Origin of the sequence: Clostridium sp. AF27-5AA (assembly GCF_003478415.1) — a bacterium.
Taxonomy (GTDB): domain Bacteria; phylum Bacillota; class Clostridia; order Lachnospirales; family Lachnospiraceae; genus Otoolea; species Otoolea fessa.
This window is the reverse complement of record NZ_QUFH01000019.1, coordinates 1-21,191: the sequence shown is the minus strand read 5'-3', so window position 1 is coordinate 21,191 and position 21,191 is coordinate 1. Positions and strand designations below refer to the sequence as shown.

At 49.5% G+C, this 21,191-nt stretch carries 20 protein-coding genes; 3 read left to right on the top strand and 17 right to left on the bottom strand.

The window, feature by feature from the left end; all coding sequences use genetic code 11:
* From tnpA to DWY89_RS13840, 6 genes are all read right to left on the bottom strand, one after another.
* On the bottom strand, window positions 1–333 hold a 333-nt coding region (gene tnpA / locus DWY89_RS13865; RefSeq protein WP_243022841.1), incomplete at its 3' end, for an IS200/IS605 family transposase.
* Window positions 334–617: 284 nt separating this feature from the next.
* Window positions 618–1,571: an L-lactate dehydrogenase gene (locus tag DWY89_RS13860; protein ID WP_022359991.1), complete on the bottom strand. Its 954-nt coding sequence runs from the start codon at window positions 1,569–1,571 to the stop codon at window positions 618–620.
* A 479-nt stretch (window positions 1,572–2,050) separates the two neighbouring features.
* Window positions 2,051–2,695 (bottom strand): cysteine hydrolase, encoded by a 645-nt coding sequence (locus DWY89_RS13855; protein ID WP_022359990.1) that lies wholly within the window; start codon window positions 2,693–2,695, stop codon window positions 2,051–2,053.
* A gap of 17 nt (window positions 2,696–2,712) precedes the next feature.
* Window positions 2,713–4,041, bottom strand: a complete 1,329-nt coding sequence (locus DWY89_RS13850; protein ID WP_022359989.1) for a TRAP transporter large permease — start codon at window positions 4,039–4,041, stop codon at window positions 2,713–2,715.
* Complete coding sequence (locus DWY89_RS13845) at window positions 4,038–4,571, bottom strand: TRAP transporter small permease (protein WP_107000625.1); 534 nt, start codon at window positions 4,569–4,571, stop codon at window positions 4,038–4,040. The genes DWY89_RS13850 and DWY89_RS13845 overlap by 4 nt, the downstream gene beginning before the upstream one ends.
* Before the next feature lie 140 nt (window positions 4,572–4,711).
* Window positions 4,712–5,836, bottom strand: a complete 1,125-nt coding sequence (locus tag DWY89_RS13840; protein WP_243022040.1) for a C4-dicarboxylate TRAP transporter substrate-binding protein — start codon at window positions 5,834–5,836, stop codon at window positions 4,712–4,714.
* Window positions 5,837–6,124: 288 nt separating this feature from the next.
* Between DWY89_RS13840 and DWY89_RS13835 the strand changes: the two genes are divergently transcribed.
* Window positions 6,125–6,784 (top strand): GntR family transcriptional regulator, encoded by a 660-nt coding sequence (locus tag DWY89_RS13835; RefSeq protein ID WP_107000626.1) that lies wholly within the window; start codon window positions 6,125–6,127, stop codon window positions 6,782–6,784.
* Window positions 6,785–6,888: 104 nt separating this feature from the next.
* On the opposite strand, the gene DWY89_RS13830 is transcribed toward DWY89_RS13835, so the two are convergent.
* Genes DWY89_RS13830 through DWY89_RS13820 form a run of 3 tightly spaced genes read right to left on the bottom strand, consistent with a single transcriptional unit; the run spans window position 6,889 to window position 9,568 of the window.
* Window positions 6,889–7,479 carry a class II aldolase/adducin family protein gene (locus tag DWY89_RS13830; RefSeq protein WP_118471348.1) on the bottom strand — a complete coding sequence of 197 codons (591 nt, stop codon included), beginning with the start codon at window positions 7,477–7,479 and terminating at the stop codon, window positions 6,889–6,891.
* Window positions 7,476–8,720, bottom strand: a complete 1,245-nt coding sequence (locus DWY89_RS13825) for a Tm-1-like ATP-binding domain-containing protein (protein ID WP_118523050.1) — start codon at window positions 8,718–8,720, stop codon at window positions 7,476–7,478. Before DWY89_RS13825 ends, DWY89_RS13830 begins: the two co-directional genes overlap by 4 nt.
* Window positions 8,721–8,764: 44 nt before the next feature.
* Window positions 8,765–9,568 carry an N-acyl homoserine lactonase family protein gene (locus DWY89_RS13820; RefSeq protein ID WP_118469510.1) on the bottom strand — a complete coding sequence of 268 codons (804 nt, stop codon included), beginning with the start codon at window positions 9,566–9,568 and terminating at the stop codon, window positions 8,765–8,767.
* 202 nt (window positions 9,569–9,770) lie between these two features.
* Here DWY89_RS13820 and DWY89_RS13815 point away from each other — a divergent pair, with 202 nt between their 5' ends.
* A complete protein-coding gene (locus DWY89_RS13815; RefSeq protein WP_118471354.1) occupies window positions 9,771–10,922 on the top strand; it encodes a glycerate kinase in 1,152 nt (383 codons plus the stop codon).
* A gap of 160 nt (window positions 10,923–11,082) precedes the next feature.
* Here the strand turns inward: DWY89_RS13815 and DWY89_RS13810 are convergent, their stop codons facing one another.
* The 8 genes from DWY89_RS13810 to tig all read right to left on the bottom strand — a co-directional run bounded on the left by DWY89_RS13810 (window position 11,083) and on the right by tig (window position 19,617).
* Window positions 11,083–11,697, bottom strand: coding sequence for a DUF4125 family protein (locus DWY89_RS13810; RefSeq protein WP_118524767.1), 615 nt, complete (start codon window positions 11,695–11,697; stop codon window positions 11,083–11,085).
* Window positions 11,698–11,805: 108 nt separating this feature from the next.
* Entirely contained in the window at window positions 11,806–12,786 is a 981-nt protein-coding gene (locus DWY89_RS13805; protein WP_118523889.1) for a DUF4037 domain-containing protein, read from the bottom strand.
* Window positions 12,787–12,933: 147 nt separating this feature from the next.
* Entirely contained in the window at window positions 12,934–13,824 is an 891-nt protein-coding gene (locus DWY89_RS13800; RefSeq protein WP_118523890.1) for a tetratricopeptide repeat protein, read from the bottom strand.
* A 325-nt stretch (window positions 13,825–14,149) separates the two neighbouring features.
* Complete coding sequence (locus DWY89_RS13795; protein WP_022359975.1) at window positions 14,150–14,791, bottom strand: hypothetical protein; 642 nt, start codon at window positions 14,789–14,791, stop codon at window positions 14,150–14,152.
* A gap of 221 nt (window positions 14,792–15,012) precedes the next feature.
* Window positions 15,013–16,881 carry a DNA helicase RecQ gene (recQ, locus tag DWY89_RS13790; protein WP_118524766.1) on the bottom strand — a complete coding sequence of 623 codons (1,869 nt, stop codon included), beginning with the start codon at window positions 16,879–16,881 and terminating at the stop codon, window positions 15,013–15,015.
* A gap of 192 nt (window positions 16,882–17,073) precedes the next feature.
* Window positions 17,074–17,868 carry an HAD family hydrolase gene (locus tag DWY89_RS13785; RefSeq protein ID WP_233430207.1) on the bottom strand — a complete coding sequence of 265 codons (795 nt, stop codon included), beginning with the start codon at window positions 17,866–17,868 and terminating at the stop codon, window positions 17,074–17,076.
* On the bottom strand, window positions 17,855–18,442 hold the full coding sequence (locus DWY89_RS13780; RefSeq protein WP_118471362.1) for a xanthine phosphoribosyltransferase: 588 nt from the start codon (window positions 18,440–18,442) through the stop codon (window positions 17,855–17,857). Before DWY89_RS13780 ends, DWY89_RS13785 begins: the two co-directional genes overlap by 14 nt.
* Before the next feature lie 38 nt (window positions 18,443–18,480).
* A complete protein-coding gene (gene tig, locus DWY89_RS13775) occupies window positions 18,481–19,617 on the bottom strand; it encodes a trigger factor (RefSeq protein ID WP_107000635.1) in 1,137 nt (378 codons plus the stop codon).
* A 363-nt stretch (window positions 19,618–19,980) separates the two neighbouring features.
* Between tig and DWY89_RS13765 the strand changes: the two genes are divergently transcribed.
* Window positions 19,981–21,191, top strand: a 1,211-nt coding sequence (locus DWY89_RS13765; protein ID WP_118524768.1) for a ParB/RepB/Spo0J family partition protein, incomplete at its 3' end; no start/stop codon positions are given.

Below are 21,191 nucleotides of genomic sequence, written 5' to 3'. Positions count from 1 at the left end.
GGAATGGTTCCACAGTTCTCCCTTCCACAACTGGTTTCTTATTTCCGGAAAACGTTCGAATAATTTCCTGCCTGTGATCCCCTTCAGATACTTGATAATGGCTGTTATTGACAGCTTTGGTGGAGCTGATACAAAACAGTGAACATGATCACCTTCACCACATTCAAATAAATGAACGGTAAAACCTTTATCGTCAGCTATCTGCTGCACGAGTTCCTGTAGGTATTTCTCAACTTCTGGGGTTAATATCTTCCGTCTGTATTTCACCGGCCAAACCATATGGTAGTTAATATTACACACGCAAGTTCTATAATGTATCAGATTTCCTTTCATACATATAGTATATCATATTGAAGTGTAATACGCAATTATTATTCGAACATATTTTCGTTTTTATTGTATGCCGGTTACGGCATTACCATCAAAGGATGAGAATTATTATACTATTTGCATTGTGCAGATATGCACACTCCTGCGCTTTCATCTCGGTAATTGAATTGCCGAGGATTCCCGCTTATTGTCCTAAAAGATGGCCTTTACTGATAGAAAAGAATTTTATAGTAAAACCGATTGGTTCAGATGGGCTGCCGTGCCAATGTACGGCAGCCCATCTGGCATCATTCTATCAGCCCTTTCGCTACCTCTTTCAGTTTCTTAGCCGACTCCACCAGCTTCTCCGCCTCTTCCTCACTCAATGCAATCGGCACATGCGTCTCCACACCCCCGATTCCCACGATCGCCGGCATACTCAGCGTGATGTCTTCGATGCCGTACTCCCCGTGCATCATCGCAGACACCGGCAGAATCGAGCGCTCATTGCGGACGATACACTCGCAGATACGTTTTACCGACATCGCAATTCCGTAATACGTCGCCTGTTTTTTCGAAATAATCTCGTAAGCACTGTTTTTGACCTTCTCCGCGATCGCGTCCATCGCCGCATCGTGGTTAAAATGCCCGCGCATCTCGCAGAAATCGTTCAGCGGAATGCCCGATACATTCGTACTGCTCCATGCCGCGATCTCGCTGTCCCCGTGCTCACCGATGATAAACGAATGTACACTCCGGCTGTCCACGCCCAGGTGTTCGCCCAGCGCATATTTAAGCCGTGCCGTGTCAAGCACCGTACCCGAACCGAGCACCCGGTTCTCCGGCAGCCCGCTCAGTTTCAATGCCACATACGTCAAAATATCTACCGGATTCGATACGATCAGCAGAATCCCGCCAAAATCGCGTTTTACAATCTCCGGGATGATACTCTGATAAATTGCCGTATTCTTCTGCACCAGGTCAAGCCGCGTCTCCCCCGGCTTCTGGTTCGCCCCCGCCGTGATAATGATGATCGCCGCATCCGCCGCATCGTCATAGGTACCTGCATAAATCTTCATCTGCCCCGCAAACGGAATCCCGTGCGCGATATCCTTCGCCTCGCCGTCCGCCTTTTCCATATTAACATCCAAAAGAACCAGCTCCGAAAACAACCGGCTCTGCATCAGTGTAAATGCCGTTGCTGAACCCACAAATCCGCACCCGATGACTGCCGCTTTTCTTGGATTTACCTCTCTGCTCATACGCTCATTTCTCCTTTTTTCTCCGGCTTATACTGCATGTCCATATTTCTAGCATCCACTCTCTGCATATGGACAAGCATGCCTCTAGTCTCTCCTGCCATTCATATGTATTGTGCCGCTTACAAGAAGGAGTATACATGCTTTGGGACATTTTTTCAGTTGTTTTAACAACGAAAATAGAAACTACAACACTTTCTGATCATCCGACGACAATGTGATCTACCAACAAAGAGGCGTTTCCATCATGTATTTTTCCGTACAGTCCCGCTGCTTCGATTCTGCCGAAATCTATTTTCACTTTGCATCACAACAGGCAGAGTTCTTCGTAACTATCTTATTTATGTAAAATTGAATAAAAACATGTAAAATCAACATTTTCATCGATAGACAAAAAAAGTCCCACGAAACTGCTACTTCCGGCAATCCCGTGGGATGTTTTCGTTTTTTTATTTCAAAGCTCTGCCACGCTCACATTCTGGCTACTCCAGCGCCTCCAGAAATTCCTCATGGTTCATGACTTTTCCAATCTTCGGGAAAATCCATTTTTCACAGAAATCCTGCTCTTCCTGCGTATCGGTCGCGGTGCAGTCGTTGATAACGATGACACGGTAGCCCTTATCATACGCCGAACGCGCCGATGACTCTACACACCAGTCGGTATGGAAACCAGTAAATGCTACATACTCGATCTCATTTGCCCGCAGATAATAGTCCAAACCAGTCGAATGGAACGCGTCTAGCGTTTTCTTGCCTTCAACCACCACATCACCCGGCTGCGGAGTCAATTCTTTGATAATCTCCGGTCCCGGTGTGCCGCGCAACCATGCGCCGGTTCCCCAGTCTGCTTCCATATCCATCTCGATTCCACGCAGACCCTCACACGCCGGACCACCCTTTTTCAGCTCTGGAAATCCCGGATCAAACGGATGGAACGGGCAGTAAAAGATTTTTGCCACCTGACCTCGCGCCTTCTCCAGTAAATCCTGAAGATTGGCGATGACATGACGCTCGGCGAGCTGCTCCTTGATGTGGGCGTACATCGTTCCGCCCTCGGACAAGAAGTCATTCTGCGGTTCAATCAAAACAATCGCAACTTTCTCTTTCGGAATCTTAATCTGTGCCATACACTTCTCCTTTCCTATTACATCGCATTCGGCAGGAATAATACAATCTGCGGAATGAAAATACAAATCAAATCGACAATAATGATCGCTGCCAAAAACCACATCGAACCGGCGAAAATCTCGTTGACTGTGATCCCCTCCATGCCATCCATTCCGTACAGGGACGATTTAACGGTAAATACGTTCATGCCAAACGGAGGCGTAATCATACCGGTTTCAATCGCAATGATCATAACCAGACCGAACCATACTAAGTCATAGCCTAAATCTGCCATAATCGGGCACATCAGAGGCGTCGTTAAAAGCAGAATCGAAGTAGAATCCAGGATACATCCCAGTACCATCAGAATCAGGATAAATAATAAAACGATTCCGATCGGCGGGATGCTGAAACCTTCTACCAGATCCCGGAGTACATTGATGACACCGCACATGGACAACGTCTTGGAATATGTGGATGCCGATACCAGAAGAATCAGGACGCTGCCGGAGGTTGAACCTGCCGATAAAAGCGTCTCCCAGAACTCCTTGCGGTTGAATCGCTTCCGGAAAATCACAATCAGGAAAGCGCCGAACGCACCGACTCCGCCTGCTTCCGTCGGAGTGAAGAATCCACACCAGATACCTCCGAGGGAGATGATAATCAGAAGAACAATCGGCCACGGACGCAGCACAATTTTCCAGAAATTTTCTTTTTCATACTCAGTCAGCTCCTCTACCTCCGGAATATAATCCGGTTTGATATGTGCGACCGTCAAAATGACGATGATAAATGCGATCGTCATCAGAATACCCGGCATAACCGCCGCCACAAACAACTTGCCGATCGATACGTCCGCCTGCGAGCCGTAGACAATCATCAGAAGACTCGGAGGAATCAACATACCTAAGATCGCAGAGCCAGAGATCGTTCCCAGCGCGATCTTACGGTTATATTTCAGACGAAGCATCTGCGGAAGTGCAATTTTCGTAAAAACAGCCGCTGACGCAACCGTAACACCTGTGATAGCTGCGAAAATCGCATTGGCGATAACCGTCGCGATTCCGACGCCGCCCCGGACTTTCTTTAATAAAAGGCTGGCTGAATCATACAAATCCTGGCTGGCGCCGGATAAGTTCGCCAGAAGTCCCATCAAGACAAACAGCGGAATAACGCCGAACATATACTGCCGGACCGCGCCCCACGCCGACTGGCTTAGCACGTTCATCGCTGTTGAAAAACGTCCCGTGAAAAGGAATACACTGAGCACACTGGTAAACATCAGGGATGTGCTCAGATGAACACCAAAGAAAATCAGCGCCAGCAAAAGAATCAGTGAAAGTGCTGCTACTGCTCCTGTACTCATTCTGCCTTCCCCCCTTCTGCAAAGCTTTTTCCTGTAACTAATTCATACGTATACTTTATAATCTGGTTGATAAATTCCAGAATCATCAGCGCGGAACCGAATATAATGGAAAAACGCCCCGGAACCGTTGTGATACGGACCGATCCGGCTATCTCCGCTTCATGAATCGAAATTGCATTTAACAGATTTCCCCAGCTTGCCCGGATAATAAATGCATACACCAAAACACCAATCAGCGCTGCTACAATATCGATCACATGTTTTCCCTTTACACCGACCTTATCATACAGCATAGTTGTCCGGACATGGGCTCCCTTAACTGCTACATACGGAATCTCCAGAAAACATACGATAATGATAATGCTGCTGACAATTTCCGCCGTTCCCGCGAACGGTTTATTTAATATCAATCGGCTTAGAACGTCCGCTGTAATCAGAATCATGATTCCAAATACTGAGATCGCTGCAATTCCATCCATAATACTCAAAAAACGTTCCAGACACCGATCTAATTTTCTAAGGACTGACATATCATCCCACCTTTTCTCTCTTCTGTCTGTTCTTTCTCTGTCTTTCTGAACACATCGGGACATACCTTCGCTGTATGTCCCGATGAACTTTTCACACGGCTCACACTCTCCTCTGCGACAAGCCGCTCCCTTCAATTTTCTTACTCGCTGATCTTCCAGTCGCGTACTCTCTCTACACCCTGAGATTCCAGAATCTCATAATAATCTTCCACGATCTCGGAACCATTGTACCCAGCGTCGTCAAGGCTCTTTACCAGACCATTGACAACATCCGGAAGACTTGCTGCCCATTTTTCCTGCTCTTCACGGCTCAGAGTTGTAACGGTACAGCCCTGCTCTTCCAGTGCTTTGATATCTTCTTCGTGAATCGTATTGATATACTCAGACTCATAGTCCAGATAGCCCTCGCCAACCTCGGAAATGATGTTCTGTACATCCTCCGGCAGGTCATTCCAGGTATCCATATTGACAGTAATTGCATTGAACGGAACTACGTTGAAGTTTGCGTCCAGATAATACGGCGCTACCTCATATACCTTTAAGTTGACACAGGAATGGGTCGGCTGAATCGTCGCCTGACATACATTCGTCTGTAAGTTCTGATAGGTATCATTTAAGGAAGTCTGGACGCCGACTGCACCAGAGCCCTCGATCCAGGAGAGGTTGATGCCTGCCGCGCCGATCTTCATTCCGTTTACATCTTCCAGAGACTTAACTTCTTTCGTGCTGAAGAATCCATACGGATCCGATACACCGATTCCGACGAACTTCTGGTTGTAGCTGTCTTCATAAATCGAAGTGAATTCCGGATATTTCTCATACATCTGTTTGATCGTCTCTGCCACAATCAGCGGATCGGAGCAGGAGAACGGCATACTGTAAACCATATCCTGTAACGGAAGTCTGGATGCCTCAAATACAAGAATCGTACATCCGATATCGACCAGACCATCCTGCACGCCCTGCAACTCATTTCCCAGGGAGATAACAGAACCGCCGTAGGATTTAACCCAGTCGATCTCATAATTTGTCTCTTCACTGACTCTCTCCGATACATTTTTCACAAAATAATCTTCCAGCGCTGTGATCCATGGGTTGGATTCCGAATGTCCGGATCCAATTCGAAGTGTAATCTTTTCTTTTCCGCTGGTTGCTTCTGCCTGTTTTTTATCGCCGCCTGTTGTACTGTCTGTTTTCGCGGATGACCTTCCACCGCATCCCGTCATTGCCGTCATTGCCATTATCGCTGCTAAACCTAATGCCACAAATCGTCTTCTCCTCATGTTCCTTCTTCCTTTCTTTTTCTCTTTTTCACGTTCTGCGTTTCTTTTTTGTTTCGCCTCTCCGTTGGACACCGGATATTGGATACAATTTGATACTATTACTCTAACACCACCTGTCTGTTTTGTCAATAAACTTTCTTATATAAACATCATTCTGTACAGTTTAAACAATATTTTAGTTTCAGATTGGATACATTATCCAATTTTATTGCTATTCCTTTTCTTTTCGGTTATAATAATCATAAAGAAATTTAAAAGGAGCCATGGTTTATGGATCAGACACAACCAATTATTCAATATACAACCGTTTCCGACTCAGTCTATCTCTGGGTCAAAAATGCAATTATTCAAGGTGAGTTTAAGCCAGGCGAACATATCGCCCAGGAACGCCTCACCAAAACACTTGGAGTCAGCCGCACCCCGGTCCGCGACGCAATCAAACGTCTGGAAGCAGAGGGACTTTTGATCACGAAACCGCACTGTGGGGCAGTCGTATTCCAGCTCTCCAAGGAACGTCTGACGGAAATCTACGACATCCGTATCCTGATGGAGCAGTACTGCGCCGCCAGAACCTGTATCAGGGCAAGTGATGACGATATCCGCCAATTGGAAGAGATTAGTTTAAAAATGCTCGATTTTTCCAATAATTCGAAGGAATTTATGCAGCTGGACCGCCAGTTTCACACCCGGTTCTGTGAGCTCTCCGGCTGCGACGACACCGTTGAGATCCTGCAGGGACTCTGGAATAAATGTGATTCCTTCAAATCCATCTACTACTCTCTGGAGGGACGCATCAACGATACTCTGTCCGAGCATGCAAAGATCATCCAGGGACTGAAAAACCGCGATATCGACGCCACCAAACAGGCGATCTACGGTCATCTGAAAGATGTTGTCGAATGTGTTGGACGCCAAGCCAATTTTTCTTAAAGACAAAACACCTACCAAGCATCGACAGCCGTATAATTACAAAAGGCGATGAGCGCAGTTCCTGTCTCTCTGCGTTCACCGCCTATTACTTTTTTCTGCTTTTCTTATCTACCCGCCAACAGCGAAATCTGCGCCGTCTCCTCGACAAGTTCCGCCAGATAAGCTGCCTCGCGCATCGTCCCTGCCACCGTCACCTGACCGTGACCGCGCAGAAGGAATGCATTCATCTCTTTATTTTTCCGGAACTCTTCCAGAATCATCGGGAAATATTCCTTCGGAACGGCATACGAATGGGTGTCAAACACCGGCACATTTCCGCCCAGCTTCATTTCCGAATGGTGCGTCGAAAAATCAAGCGTCTCATGCTTATCCGCCCATGCAGTCGCATATGGGGAATGGCAGTGCATGATCGCGCACACCTCCGGGAGCTCCCGGTAGATCGCACCGTGCAAAAGAGCTTCTTTGGATGGTTTCCGATTGCCCTCAATCAAGTTTCCGTCAAAATCCGTCACAACAATTGTGTCCGCGCACACCTCGTCAAACGCCACATCCGTCGCCTTCACAAGCATCCAGTCATGCCCTGGCGCACGCATACTCAGATTTCCGCCGTTGCTCATCTGATAGCGGAGCTGATAAAATTTGTGAGCCGCCTGTTCCATCGCATCGCTCAGCTCTTTGTATTCCTGATATTTCATGCGCTCTCCTTTCTGCTGCCCTCCGCTTCATTCAGCAGCGCTTCCATCTCCTGTGCGCAGATATCCGCAAATTCAGGATCACAGAAATTCAGATCATACGCTTTAAACACAATCTCCGGCTTCAGATCCGCCTCGAAAATCTGACGCATCTTCTGAATTGTCTCCGGTTTATAGAAAAATTCCCCCGGATAACTCATTGTCCGCAGTCCTCCCATCGGGAGAATGACCTCCGTTTTTCCCTTGGAACGATTCAGTCGTTCCACGATCGTGTGTGTAATATCCAGAATTTCGCTCTCATACAGGCGCGTATGTGTTAAATCCTGATTATGCCATACGTACCCCCGATCTTCCTCATCTTTTAAAAGTTCCTCTTTCCTCAGACACGCAAAATCAATGCCACCCGGGCAGATCAGCGCCGGGATCCCCATCTCCGCTGCTGCACACAGGCGGTTATCCGCACCCTTGCTGTATCCGTAATCACCCAAATATTCCGCTGTCATCTCATGCAGTGAGAGATCCATAACGGCTGAAATAACGCCCTCGCGGATCATCGACTCCATCACCCGGCCGCCGATTCCGGTCGAATGGAAGCTGATCATCTTCCTGCCGAGCGCCGTCAGCTCGTCGGATGCCCGCATCACGGTATCATTCGTAATCCCCATAAGCGTTGTCGCGATATATTTTTCCCCATGTGTATCGATCCGTTTTCCCCCATATGTTACCATGCCAATCAGGGCGCTGACTGTATTTCCCAACACCGCCTCATTAACGGGGTTCATACCGGCAAAATCAACGATCGACGGAACCACCATGATATCTTTGTCGCCCACAACCGTGTCAAAATACCGGTATCCGCTGGCGATCGTGGAACAGATAATCTTCGGAAATCCGATCGGAAGCAGGCGCAGCGCCGCAGAACACATGACCGTATTCTGCAGTCCGCCCATTCCCATCACGCCGTCAATCTTTTTCTCCCCGACGAGTTTTAACAGCATCTTGGAAATACTCTCCGTCATCGCTGCGATCGCACCGCTCTTGTCCATCGCGTGCACCTGCTCCCAGGTATAACCACCCATTGCCAGAATCTCCTCCCGGCTGACATCTGCGCGCATCGGAATATGCGGTCCCGTGCTGACATCGAGTATCAGCGGACTGTTTCCGCTCATTTTTATTTTTTTCTGTACAAACTGTACTTCATGATATTTCGTGTCACAGCTTGCAATTACCCCAACCACTGCCATTTTCTCGAAGTCTCACGAACTTCTTCTTTCACCTGCCTTTCGTCTTAAAGACCAAGGATCGGTGTTTTCGAAACCCGATCTAACATCTCGCGGTCATGACAGGTCAGAATCTTATCCAGACTCTCTGCCCGGGCTTTGATAAGTTCGATGCTCTTCCAGGCGGAGACAATATCTGAAAACCGGTTCGGAGGCGTAATATCATAATGAATCTCTTCAATCGGTTTCGTATTATCCATAATGAAAATTGCATCACCGCAGCAAATATATCTGCCCGCTGCCGTGTCGATCTCAACCGACTGATGCCCGATGGAATGTCCCGGCGTCTCAAATACGCGCACGCCCGGCATGATCTCTGCCTCGCCTTCTAGCAGTTCCATCTTGATTCCCTCAAATGGGCGGGTAATGCCAAGCTGCGGCGCCTCGTATGATTTGTAATAGAGCGGGATTGGATCCATCGCAAATTCGTATTCCTTCTTGTTTACATAAAATTTCGCATTCGTGAATTTATCCATATAGAAGCAATGATCCCAGTGCAGATGGGTAAACACTACAATATCAATATCCTCCGGTTTATATCCGATCTTTGCAAGCTGATCCGCGATCGCCATGCCCTCCGGCTGATATGATCCATGATGGTGGTATTTATCGGCGCGCTCTGTGTATGCCATGCCTGTATCCACAAGCAGCAGTTTGTCTCCGCCCTCTACCAGATACGTAAAAACTGGGTATTCTTCCTCCCGATCGGAAGCATCGGGATAATATGCCACCGTAGAATGGTGGTAAAGATACTGTTTCGGAATCATCGTCACGAAACCAGTGTTGATTGGTCTGATTGTTAAGTTACTCATATCGGTACCTCCTGTCGCTCGTCTGGCTATCTCAAACATGAGATAAATGCCAAATTTGTTTCTTAAAATGGAGCATCCAATATTGTATCCAGTGTCCAATAGTATTATAATAAAAAGAAGCATAGCTGTCAAGAAAAGTTTCAATTTCCATCTGAAAGTAACAATGAATCGGATCCAAAACACCAAAAAGGAGGAACCTCATATGAAAATTACGGTTGCAATCGATTCCCTGAAAGGAAGTCTGGCCTCGATGGAAGCCGGAAACGCCGCCAAAGGCGGCATTCTCCGCGTCTATCCCGAGGCAGAGGTCTTCGTGCGCCCTCTGGCAGATGGCGGCGAGGGAACCGTGGATGCCCTGACGGAAGGACTGGGCGGCAGGATCCGCACCATCTCCGTCTCCGATCCGCTCGGACGCCCCCTTCAAGCCGACTACGGGATTCTCACCTCACCGGGACAGGGCGAACCGCTTGCGGTGATCGAGATGGCTGCTGCCTCCGGACTTCCGCTCCTGGCTGCTGCGGAACGCAATCCACTCCGCACTACCACCTACGGTGTCGGAGAACTGATCCTTGACGCCATCCGCCAAGGCTGCCGGCGTTTCCTGATTGGCATCGGCGGCAGCGCCACCAACGATGGCGGACTCGGCATGCTCTCCGCGCTGGGATATCAATTTCTCAAAGAAGACGGAACGCCCGTCTCCCCTGGTGCCGCCGGACTGTCAGAGCTTTCTTCCATCCGTACCGGCTCCGTTCTTCCCGAACTGTCCGCGTGCAGCTTCCGGATCGCCTGCGATGTCACCAATCCGCTCTGCGGTCCAAATGGCTGCAGTGCCGTCTATGGTCCGCAAAAGGGCGCTTCCAGGGAAGATATCGTAAATATGGATCGCTGGATGCAGGCATACGCCGTCCTTACTGCCCGGCAATTTCCACACGCCGATCCAACGGTTCCCGGCACGGGTGCCGCCGGAGGTCTCGGATTTGCCTTTTTAAGCTATATGAACGCTGTCCTGGAACCGGGCGCCTCGATCGTGCTGGAAGAAACTTCTCTGGAATCGTTCATCCAGGACAGCGATATCGTCATCACCGGTGAGGGTCGTCTCGACGGACAGACTGCTATGGGAAAAGCCCCCATCGCCGTCGCCAGACTGGCTAAAAAATACGGCAAGCCCGTCTTCGCCTTCTCCGGCTGCGTCACCCCAGATGCCATCCAGTGTAACGATGCCGGAATCGACGCCTTTTTCCCAATTCTCCGCTCCATCTGCTCGCTGGAAGAAGCAATGGAACCGGCATCCGCCCGGAAGAATCTGAGCGATACTGTGGAACAGGTGATGCGGGTGGTTCGGCGGTTTTCGTAAAAATTGGAAACAAAGAATGTGCTGATATAAGAAAATCGGAGAGGAACTTTGATCATTCATTCTCTCCGATTTTTTTCAACTTACCTTGTATATTAGCTATTATACATTCACTTTTTCGAAATCATTGCCATAAATTTTCGAATATACATCCTTCTAATTTTTATTTAGAGAGCGCCTTCTCCGCCGCATCCAGCCCCTCATATCCATATGCCTTCACTTCCGCCTCCATCGTCAGAAGTGCCAGACTCTTTCCTTCCTTTTTCAGGTCATTGATAAACTGCCAGTACGTATGCAGGGTGCTGTCCGAGTAAGTCCGCAGTTCTCCAAGCAGGTACGTCTGGAAGGAAGTATCATACGGCGTATCTTCAGAACTGTAGAGAAGCCGGTTTCCAGACGCCAGCACCGGATATTTCGCCTGGTACTCTTCCATCCAAGCAAGCTGCTGTTTCACGATCGCATCACTCCACTGTTCGCCCGCCAGCGTCGGATCAATCAGAAAATGATGCAGTTTCTTAAACTGCTCCGGTGCGGTGCTCGCCATCATCCACGCATATTTCTCCATTACCAGATTGCGCCCCTGCTCATGGGCGCGGTTCATATCCGCCAGCACGCAGTCGATGAGTTCCTCTGTCCACGGTGCAAAATGGCTTCGTCGCATGATAAAAAATGTCTCCGGATCGTCCTGACAAGAAGCACGTCCGCCCTCGTTATTAACTTTCTGAAAATCTTCCCACTCCATCTGAATCAGTTTCTCTATTTTCTCCTGTTTCGTCATACGCTGTCCTCCCTTTCGCTTGCCAGATCCCTTCCAAATCAATTTCCTGCATCTTTTCTTTCATTTACAGTCCATGCGCGTTCCCATTTTGATGTGTCTATCCGCGGCTTATCCTTCCATCACATGACATTTTTTCAGCTCCGGATCCTGAATCCGTTTCATGATCTCCCACGTGTGCGCTTCCAGAAATGCATCCCGGCTGTCAGTCAGTCCCTGTTTTCGCAGTTCCCCAACTACCGCCTGACAGATTTTCTCAATCCGACCCACACGCGGATCCAACTGGTTTACATAAGGATTCCATCCCGGGGGAAACGGCGGCTTCCACATCTCGCTCGTATCTCCCATCACCGAAAGCTCCCGGATTTTTTCCGCCACCTCCGGCAATATCTGAAATTTTTCCATTCCCCGGAACATCCACTTATAGTAAGGCATATACGTCCGGTTTAGTAAATAGACCATCGAAATCGCCTGCCGCACAAATTCATCGAGCGCCAGCATCGCCGCAACCGTATCCCCCCGCCGCATACAGCGGCCATAATTATACTGTCCCGACTGCGCCATTTTCGCTGCCCGCGCCGCGATCTTCTTGATCCGGACATCCTCTGGATAATACTTCCGAAGCTCCTCGCGGACCGCGGAAAATTCTCCCAGTCCGTCCTCAAAAACTGCCCCGCCTGTAACTGCCGCCAGCTTATCCTCCGGCAGATGCAGCCAGCGCATCAAGCTCCTTGGCGGCTGTTCCATCCCGATAAAACGGCTGTAAAATGCCCCTATCTCAAACACACCGACACGTCCGCCGCCCCGCGCACTTGTAAGCCGTGCCGGAATGCCCGCAAACTCCCCCGGCAAACGGTCGTAAGCATCCTGAAGCGCCTTCCCGTACTGGTTATAATCTTCCGCCGAAAGCCAGAGGTCAAAACCTGCCCCGAAATCGTGATCCTGCGATATCGCATCGTCAAATCCCAGGCATTCCGAACCTTCGCCCACCAGCCCCGCCGCCAGCCGCGGCAGAAGCTCTGGAAAATCCCGCTCCAGCATCGGACGCCCAACTTCTTCATAGTATCGTTTTGCCAGTTCTAGTCCCTGCATCTGATCCCCCTACCTGATTTTATGGTTTTTTCTATTTCTACGTTTTCTCTATTTTCAGTATCTTTTTTTCATGCGCGTTTCTTGCACGCTTTTTATCAAATCTTCCATCTGAAAACTTTTCAAAAAACGCTTTTTTCTTGTCCTGTCTCAGAATTTCGCATCCTTGAACTGACAGCTCGCACAGTGGCTCGGGTTTCCGCCCTTGTCTTCCTTCTTGTCTGCAACTCCGGTAATACCTTTTTCTTCCTTTTCTTTTTTGATCATCTCCAGATTCTGGCGGATCACCGCGCACGCATCGCTCTCGCCAAACCGGGACTGCGTTACCATCAGTGCTTTTTCCAGCAGCCCGATCGCCTGATCATAATTGCCGCGCCGCCATGCCAGCTCCCCGGCTGCTGCCAGCGCCGAACCAAAGTGTCCCGACTGCACGCCCTCCGGGGACGCATAAAAGGTCAGGCTTTCCTTTAACTCCTCGTCTGCCTCATCCAGCCGTCCCAGCGCCATCAAGGATAGCGCCCGGTTGACATGGGTCGTTGCCACCTCCGCCTCGCTGTTCTCCATCTTTTTAATCAGTTCCAGCGCCTTATCCAGCGATTCCAGCGCCTTTTCATGTTCCTCCTGTTCCTGATAAATCTGGCTGATATTATTGTAGAGACTTGCCATCTCATAGCCATCCGTTTTTCCAAGATTCTTAAAAATCGCTTCCGCCTCCCGGTACTGGGAAAGCGCTTTCTCCACATCTCCTGCCATCCGGCGCGCAGTTGCCGCATTTAAAAGTGTCGTTCCATGGTGGATCGAACCATCCAGTCCCATCCCCGCAATCAGGGACAGTGCCATATCCGCCATATCGACTGCCTGTGCAACTCGTCCGGTATTCCGGTAGAGTCCTTCCATCTCATTGCACATCATCAGGCAGAGGCTTTTGTTCCCTGAATCCAGCCCTTCCTTCATCCAGCCCATCATTTTCTCTTCCGCTTCGTCCAGTTTTCCCTGTGCATAAAGGCGATCCAGTTCCTGAAACATCTGCTGTGTATCCATTTTTATCCCTCTTTCTTTCCCTTCTTTATTCTTGTTTCTGTTATTTTTTTCATTAATGTGCCTTGGCACCTTTGACACAAAAAGAGATACCGCAAAACCTCACATCCCTCTGCTCCCCATCTTCTTATTTCTGACAGGTCAGTGCACGGATTCTGTGGTTTTGCGGTATCCACTATCTGTTCTCAAACCTTGTAAAATCTATCTCTTTCTCAACAATGCTTTCTATGCTGCCATGCAGCACCCGCATTCGGATCGCGTTTCATTTCAACGATCCGGCTTTTACAAATCCTGTATTCATCAAACGAAGCAGCTTCCGATCGCCGCATCACCCCATCGGCGAATATCCAAACGTATTTACCAGCGCATCAATCTTCTTTCCTGCCTTGCAGAGCGGGCAGTCACGGTAATCTGAATACGTATAATCCGGTAAATCCTTCTTGCCAAAGACTGATTTGATCGGCACACCATCCAGCGAATCCATCGCACTGAAAATCGCCGATGCGCCCTGTAAGATACCACCGTAATACTGGATGCTCTCAACTGCCTTATTTAAGGTGCGTCCCGTCGTCACGGATGCCATCAGGATCATCACGTGTTTATCGCGGATCATCGGAATCAGGTTGTCACGGAAAATGATCTGGCTGTTGTTGTTGAACTCCGGGCTGATTACATAGATAGATTTGTGCGCGTTCGTCGAGAGAAAACCGCCCTTTGCCAGCTCCTCCGCCAGAAAAGCACCGATAACTTCCGTGCCCTCCATGCAGACAATCGTGTCGATCACAGTGTCATACAGATACATGCCAACCAGCGCCTGTGCAACTTCCTCCGCCTCTTTCGTTCTCGCTTTCAGGGTCGTCACATCAATGTAATAATTGATATGTGCATGGTTTGTTGCGAAATGTCCTGGACGAATCTTTAACGGTACTGTCGCTCCAGTTGTGTAGATCTTTGTATAACTTTTCTCCATAAAAACGCCCCCTTCTCCATCTAAATAGGTGTTCATAAATGTTTGAAACTGCTTCTAAAAGTTCCATGTTCACAGTCACTTCCATCCATGGATTGATACCCTTATTATACTAGAAAATGTGGCGTTTAACAAGCTAAAATCTGTCATCATATGTATATTTTTTTATTTTTCTGTCTTTTCTTCAGGCATTTTTCACTCACAAACAGAACACACACCCGATACTAAGACTCTAAGAACTTCCGCACGCACTCCAGAAACCGTTCTCCATATTTTTCAAACTTATACGCACCCACGCCGGACACCTCCAGCATCTCCGCTTTCGTGACCGGTTTTAAAATACACATATGCGTCAGCGTCTTATCAGAAAATACGATATACGGCGGCACTTTTCCCTCGGATGCGATCTCGCGGCGCAGCGCGCGGAGTGCCTCGAAGAGCGTCTCTTCCTTCTCCGTAAATTCGTCTGCCCCGGCTGGAAGTTTCGCGCCCCGGCGGCTCTTTTTGCTGCTTCCAGCTGTCTGTTTCTCCCGCTCCTTCGCCATCTTCATCTCGATTGGTTCCGGTGCTTCCAGGAAAGCAGCACCTTTTTCCGTCAATTTGACAATCGAATACTCATCCGTCGTGACAAACAGATACTCCTCCACCTGGAGGAAGTTAAACATCTGGCGCAGATGCACGACGCTCTCCTTCGCCAGCTCCCCATAATGCGGATTCTCATCCATCCGGTAATTGCGGATCTTAACCGTATTCGCCCCGTGCACCGTGTCGAGAATCACCGTTGTTCCATAGCGCTGTCCGCACGACTGCACACAGCCTAAGAGACTCTCTGCCGCCGCCTGAATGTCGATCGTGTCAAATTGCGTCATACAATTCGAACAGTTTCCGCAGTAATTACTTCCATATTCGCCGAAATACCGCAGGATATAATCACGCAGGCACTCATTCGTAAAACAATAAAATGTCATCTTTTTCAGGCGTTCCCGGTCACGTTCCAGCACCACCTGCCGCGTATAGTCGTCAAGCTCCTGATTGTCCTGGTTCCGCTCAATAAAGAGCTGGTTCGTCACCACATCCCGCCCGCTATAATACAGGATGCACTCCGCCGGTTCGCCGTCACGCCCGGCACGTCCTGCCTCCTGATAGTAGGCTTCCAGGTTCTTCGGCATCCCGCAGTGCAGGACAAACCGTACATCCGACCGGTCGATTCCCATGCCGAACGCATTGGTCGCCACCATCACCGGAACCCGGTCATAGATAAAATCATCCTGATTCTTCTGCCGCTCTGCATCGGAAAGTCCCGCATGGTAACGCGTCACTGAAAATCCATCCCGGATCAGCTTCTCACAGATCTCCTCAACATTTCTGCGGGTCAGACAGTAAATAATCCCTCCCTGCCCCGGGTGCGCCTCCAGATATGCCCGGATTGCCGCATAGCGGTCCTTCGGCGTCTCCACTGCAAAATACAAGTTTTTCCGGTCAAATCCCGTCGTCAGCATCACCGGATTCTGTAACTGCAAAATGTCGATGATATCGTCCCGGACCTCCTTGGTCGCGGTCGCCGTAAAAGCACTGACCACCGGACGCCTCGGCAGCTTCTCGATAAAATCAACAATCTTCAAATAACTCGGTCTGAAATCCTGTCCCCACTGGGAAATGCAGTGCGCCTCATCGATCGCCAGCATCGCAATATCCACGTGCATCGCAAAATCAAGAAATGTCTCCGTCATCAGACGCTCCGGCGCCACATAAATGATTGGATAACGCCCCTCGCGCGCATACCCAAGCGCCTTATAATACTGTGCCGTCGTCAGCGAACTGTTCAGATACGCCGCATGGACGCCCGCCTGATTGAGTGCCGTGACTTGATCCTTCATCAGAGAAATCAGCGGTGACACCACCAGCGTGATTCCCGGAAGAATCAATGCCGGAACCTGATAACACAGTGATTTTCCGCTGCCCGTCGGCATGATTCCCAGCACATCACGCCCATCAAGAATCCCGTCAATCAGTATTTCCTGTCCTTCGCGGAAGCTGTCATATCCGAAATACCGCTTGAGAACTTCATATTTTTCCGATTTCTCATAATTCATATATCTTTATCCAACACCCTTTCATTCTAGTTCTGTCTCAACTATCCACAATCTTGAGCATTTCAAGTCTCAGACATCCACCAGGTCAATCTTTCCTTAAACTTCTCTCCACAGGATGTTTCTCTGAACTCCACACATCCACACAAATTTCACTCTTTATACATATATATCAAACACCAAACCATTGCTTCCTTACAAAAGCCCCAGCTCTTCCATCGCCCGGTAAATCCCATCTTCCTCCACGGTCTTCGCCGTAAACGTCGCATACGACTCCAGCCCGGCATCGTGTTTTCCCATGACAACCGCATTCGGCACATACTGGAACATCGACAGATCGTTCATGCTGTCTCCAAAGACCCACGCGTCCTCCAGCGCGATCCCATATTGCTTCAAAATCCACTCGATCGCACTCGCCTTAGAATGCCCCATCGGCACACACTCATAGAAGCCGCCGCCCCGGTCAATCACCTCAAAATCCCGAAGTGTCTCAAAAAATCCCGCCGGATCACTGTCTGCTCCGACTGCCACGCAAAATTTACTGATCGAAAAGGACGGATCCGACCAGTTCTTCGCCGAAACCGAGCCGCTCTGGTCGAGAATCGAGCGGATCGCCCGCATCGTTTCGGTCTGCACCCCATCTGGCCGGAAAAAGCAGGCGTCCACGCCCTCCATCACTGTATCCATCCGGAACCGCAGAATATCCTCTTTCAGTTTCTCCGCCCGTTCCGGCGAAATTCTCTGGTCATAGAGTGTCTTTCCATCCACGGAAATATAGGTACCACAGCCACAGAGCAGCCCGTTTACCGGCGCTTCCTCCCGGATTTTGGACGTCTGGCACCAGGTCCGCCCCGTATTAATAAATGTCAAATTTCCCTTTTCCATTGTTTTTTTTAAGGCAAGCACCGCGCTTTGCGGTACCTGCCTTAATTTTTCACTAAACAATGTTCCATCAATATCAAAAAACAATGCTTTTTTATTTATCTTCATTTCTGAATATGATCTCCCCGGTCTCTGCATTCATGCTGTCTACGATCGCCAGTGACTCAACGCGGATGCCCTTATCACGGATGCGTTTGCCGCCGTCCTGAAAACCTTTTTCAATGACAATGCCCGCACCAACTAATTCTGCTCCCGAATCCTGAATCAAAGTGGTCAGACCGTCTAATGCCTTGCCCTTTGCCAGAAAATCATCGATAACCAGAACCTTATCGCCTTTTCCAAGGAACTCCTTGGACACAATAATATCATATACAGTGCCATGGGTAAACGATTCAACCTTCGTTGTATACACTTCTCCGGCAATATTTTTCGTCTTTGTTTTCTTGGCAAATACAACCGGAACATCAAAATATTCGGCTACGATACAGGCAATACCAATACCCGACGCCTCGATCGTCAGGATCTTGTTGATCTCCTCACCCTCAAAACGGCGTTTAAACTCCTTGCCGATCTCCTGGAACAGATGAATATCCATCTGGTGATTCAGGAAACGATCCACTTTCAATACATTTCCTGCTCTTACGATTCCATCTTTACGGATTCTGTCGTATAAAATCTGCATATGTCTATCCCCTTATCTGTATTTTTATGAGACGCTTTCTACTCCGCCTCGTCCTCGGCTGCTTCTGTATTCAGCGCCGCATTGTTCTCCTCAGTGCTGACGGTGATCTTGGCATTTTCTACCAGAAAATCAAGTGTCTTCTGCATCAGTGCCGTATCGTCCACCATCTTCTGATCGATGTTGTCATTCTGAAGCATCGTCTTCAGGCTCTCGTAGCCGTAGCGTTTCGCCAGTGCTTCCTTGTCCGAATCGTCGATCGTGATATTTTCCTGCTTCGCAATCTCATTTAAAACGAGGGACTGTTTCGCCATTTCCTTGGCTTCCTGGCGGATCTCCTGCTTGAAGCTGTCCTCATCGCTTCCAATCATGCCCGCATAGGTCGCCAGATCGACGCCGTAGGAGGATAGCATGTTGGTGTATGCCTTTAACTGTGTATCATATGCCTCGTCGATCGATGCAGTCGAGCATACAACCTCTGAATTGTCCACAACCGCATTCAGAATATCCGTATCTCTCTGATTGTCAATCGAGAGCTGTTTCTGCTCTAAGAGGTTCTCACGGGTGGATTCACGGTATTTCTCCACGGTTCCATCATCCGGTGATACGGAAGCAACAAACTCATCCGTCAGTTCCGGAACGGAGCGCTCCTTGACCGCATTGACCGTTACCTCAAATACAACCTCCTTACCTGCCAGATCCGGGTTGTTCGGATACGAATCCGGGAAGGTCAGGTTTAAGTCTTTCTGATCGCCCTTCACAGCGCCGACCAGCCCATCCTCGAATCCATCGATAAAGCTGCCGGATCCAAGCGTCAAATCATATCCTTCAGCGGTACCACCCTTAAATGCCTCGCCGTCTAAAAGCCCCTTATAGTCAATGTTGACCTGATCGCCCATCTGAGCTGCCCGGTCTACCTCGCGGTACTCGGCCTTTGAATTCAACACCTGCTGAATCTGGTTTTCTACTTCCTCGTCCGTCACGGATGCCTCGGTCACGGTCACAGCGATGCCTTTGTACTCGCCCAGCTTCACGCTGCTCTCTGCGACATACTCCTCTGTCTCTGCTGCCGTGCTCTCTGCTGCGGTCGTCTCAGTCCCTGTCTTTTTTCCGCATCCAGATGCCGCTGCTGCTACCGCAACCGCCAGACAGATGCCTGCTATTTTCCATCTCTTCATTTAGTCGTCCTCTATCTCTCAATTTCCTGCCTGCGCCATCCGGCACCTGGCTTTCAAACGCACATATGATATATCTGCACGTATGTCTTACCAATCATCATACCACAAACCAGCCTGTCGCAAAAGCGATTTTTCAATATTTTATATTTTCAGCAACTCTTTTTTCATAGTTCATCACTTGCAACGGTGTACAAAGGGAACATAATAAAAAACTTAATAATGGACTGCCAATCTTACACAAAGTACCGCCCAAACGAGACTACGGGCGGTATTTTTGTATCATGGCGGAGAAAGGAGGAACTTCCCACGGGGGCTTGACTGAAAAGTTGAGCCCCTTTTTTCATGCCAAAAAACAGGAGGTAAATGCTTATGGCAGATGATAAAACCACAAAAACGCCGGAACAGCCGGTAACGGATACCGGACCGGGCAAAGAAACACCGCCTACTCCCCCAAAAGAGCCGGAGAAGGTTTCCGTTTCCCCGGAGCCGGAAAAAAAGACGGAACCGGAGGTAAAGAACCCGCAGGTTTCCGTCTATAACTTCACTGAAATTATGAAGGAAAAGAAAGCCGAGGAACGGGCGGCAGCTCCCGGCGTGGAAAAGCCTGACCCGGCAAAAACGGAAAAACCGGAAAAGCAGCCGGAGGCTCCGAAGAAAGCGGAGGAAAAACCCAAAGAGCCGGAACAGCCAAAGCGCCGGGGCCGTCCCCCGAAAGCAGATAAGGACAAGGCCGCAGCCCCGAAGCCCAAAGCCCCCGCACAGAAACCGGAAAAGGCGGTCAAAAAGGAACCGGAGAAAAAAGCAGCTCCAACGGTACAGGCCGCTTCCGCTCCGAAGGGACCCGAGAAGCCGAAGGATGCACCACGCCGGGGCAAGGAGCAGATCGTCTATATCAAGCTGAACGAGCTCCACGCCTTCAAGAACCATCCCTTTGAAGTCCGAGACGATGAAGAAATGCGGGCTATGGTGTCCAGCGTCAAGGACAAGGGCGTTACCCAGCCTGCTATCGTCCGTCCCCGTGAGGATGGCGGCTATGAGATCGTGTCCGGCCACCGCCGCCAGAAGGCCAGCGAGCTTGCCGGATATGCGGATATGCCCTGTATTGTTCGCAATCTGACGGACGATGAAGCCATCACGCAGATGGTCGAGGACAATCTCAACCAGCGTGAAGAAATCCTCCCCAGTGAGCGGGCCAAAGCCTTGAAAATGCAGCTTGAGGCCATCAAGCACCAGGGCTCCCGCACTTCGGGCCAGATTGTCCCGAAGGACGCAGGAAAACGCTCCAACGAAATTGTAGCCGAGCGCAATAAGATGGCGGTCAAGCAGGTGCAGCGGTATATCCGGCTCAATGAGCTGGTTCCCGACCTGATGAAGCTGATGGATGAAAAAAAGCTGGGCTTTACTACGGCGGTGGAGCTTTCCTATATCGGCAAGAAGAACCAGAACTATATCGCCGTCGCCATTGACAGCCAGCAGTCCTCGCCTTCACAGGCGCAGGCAAAGCGTATGCGTGAGCTGGACGAAAAGAAGCTGCTCAACGGGGATGTGATCGACGGCATTATGATGGAGGACAA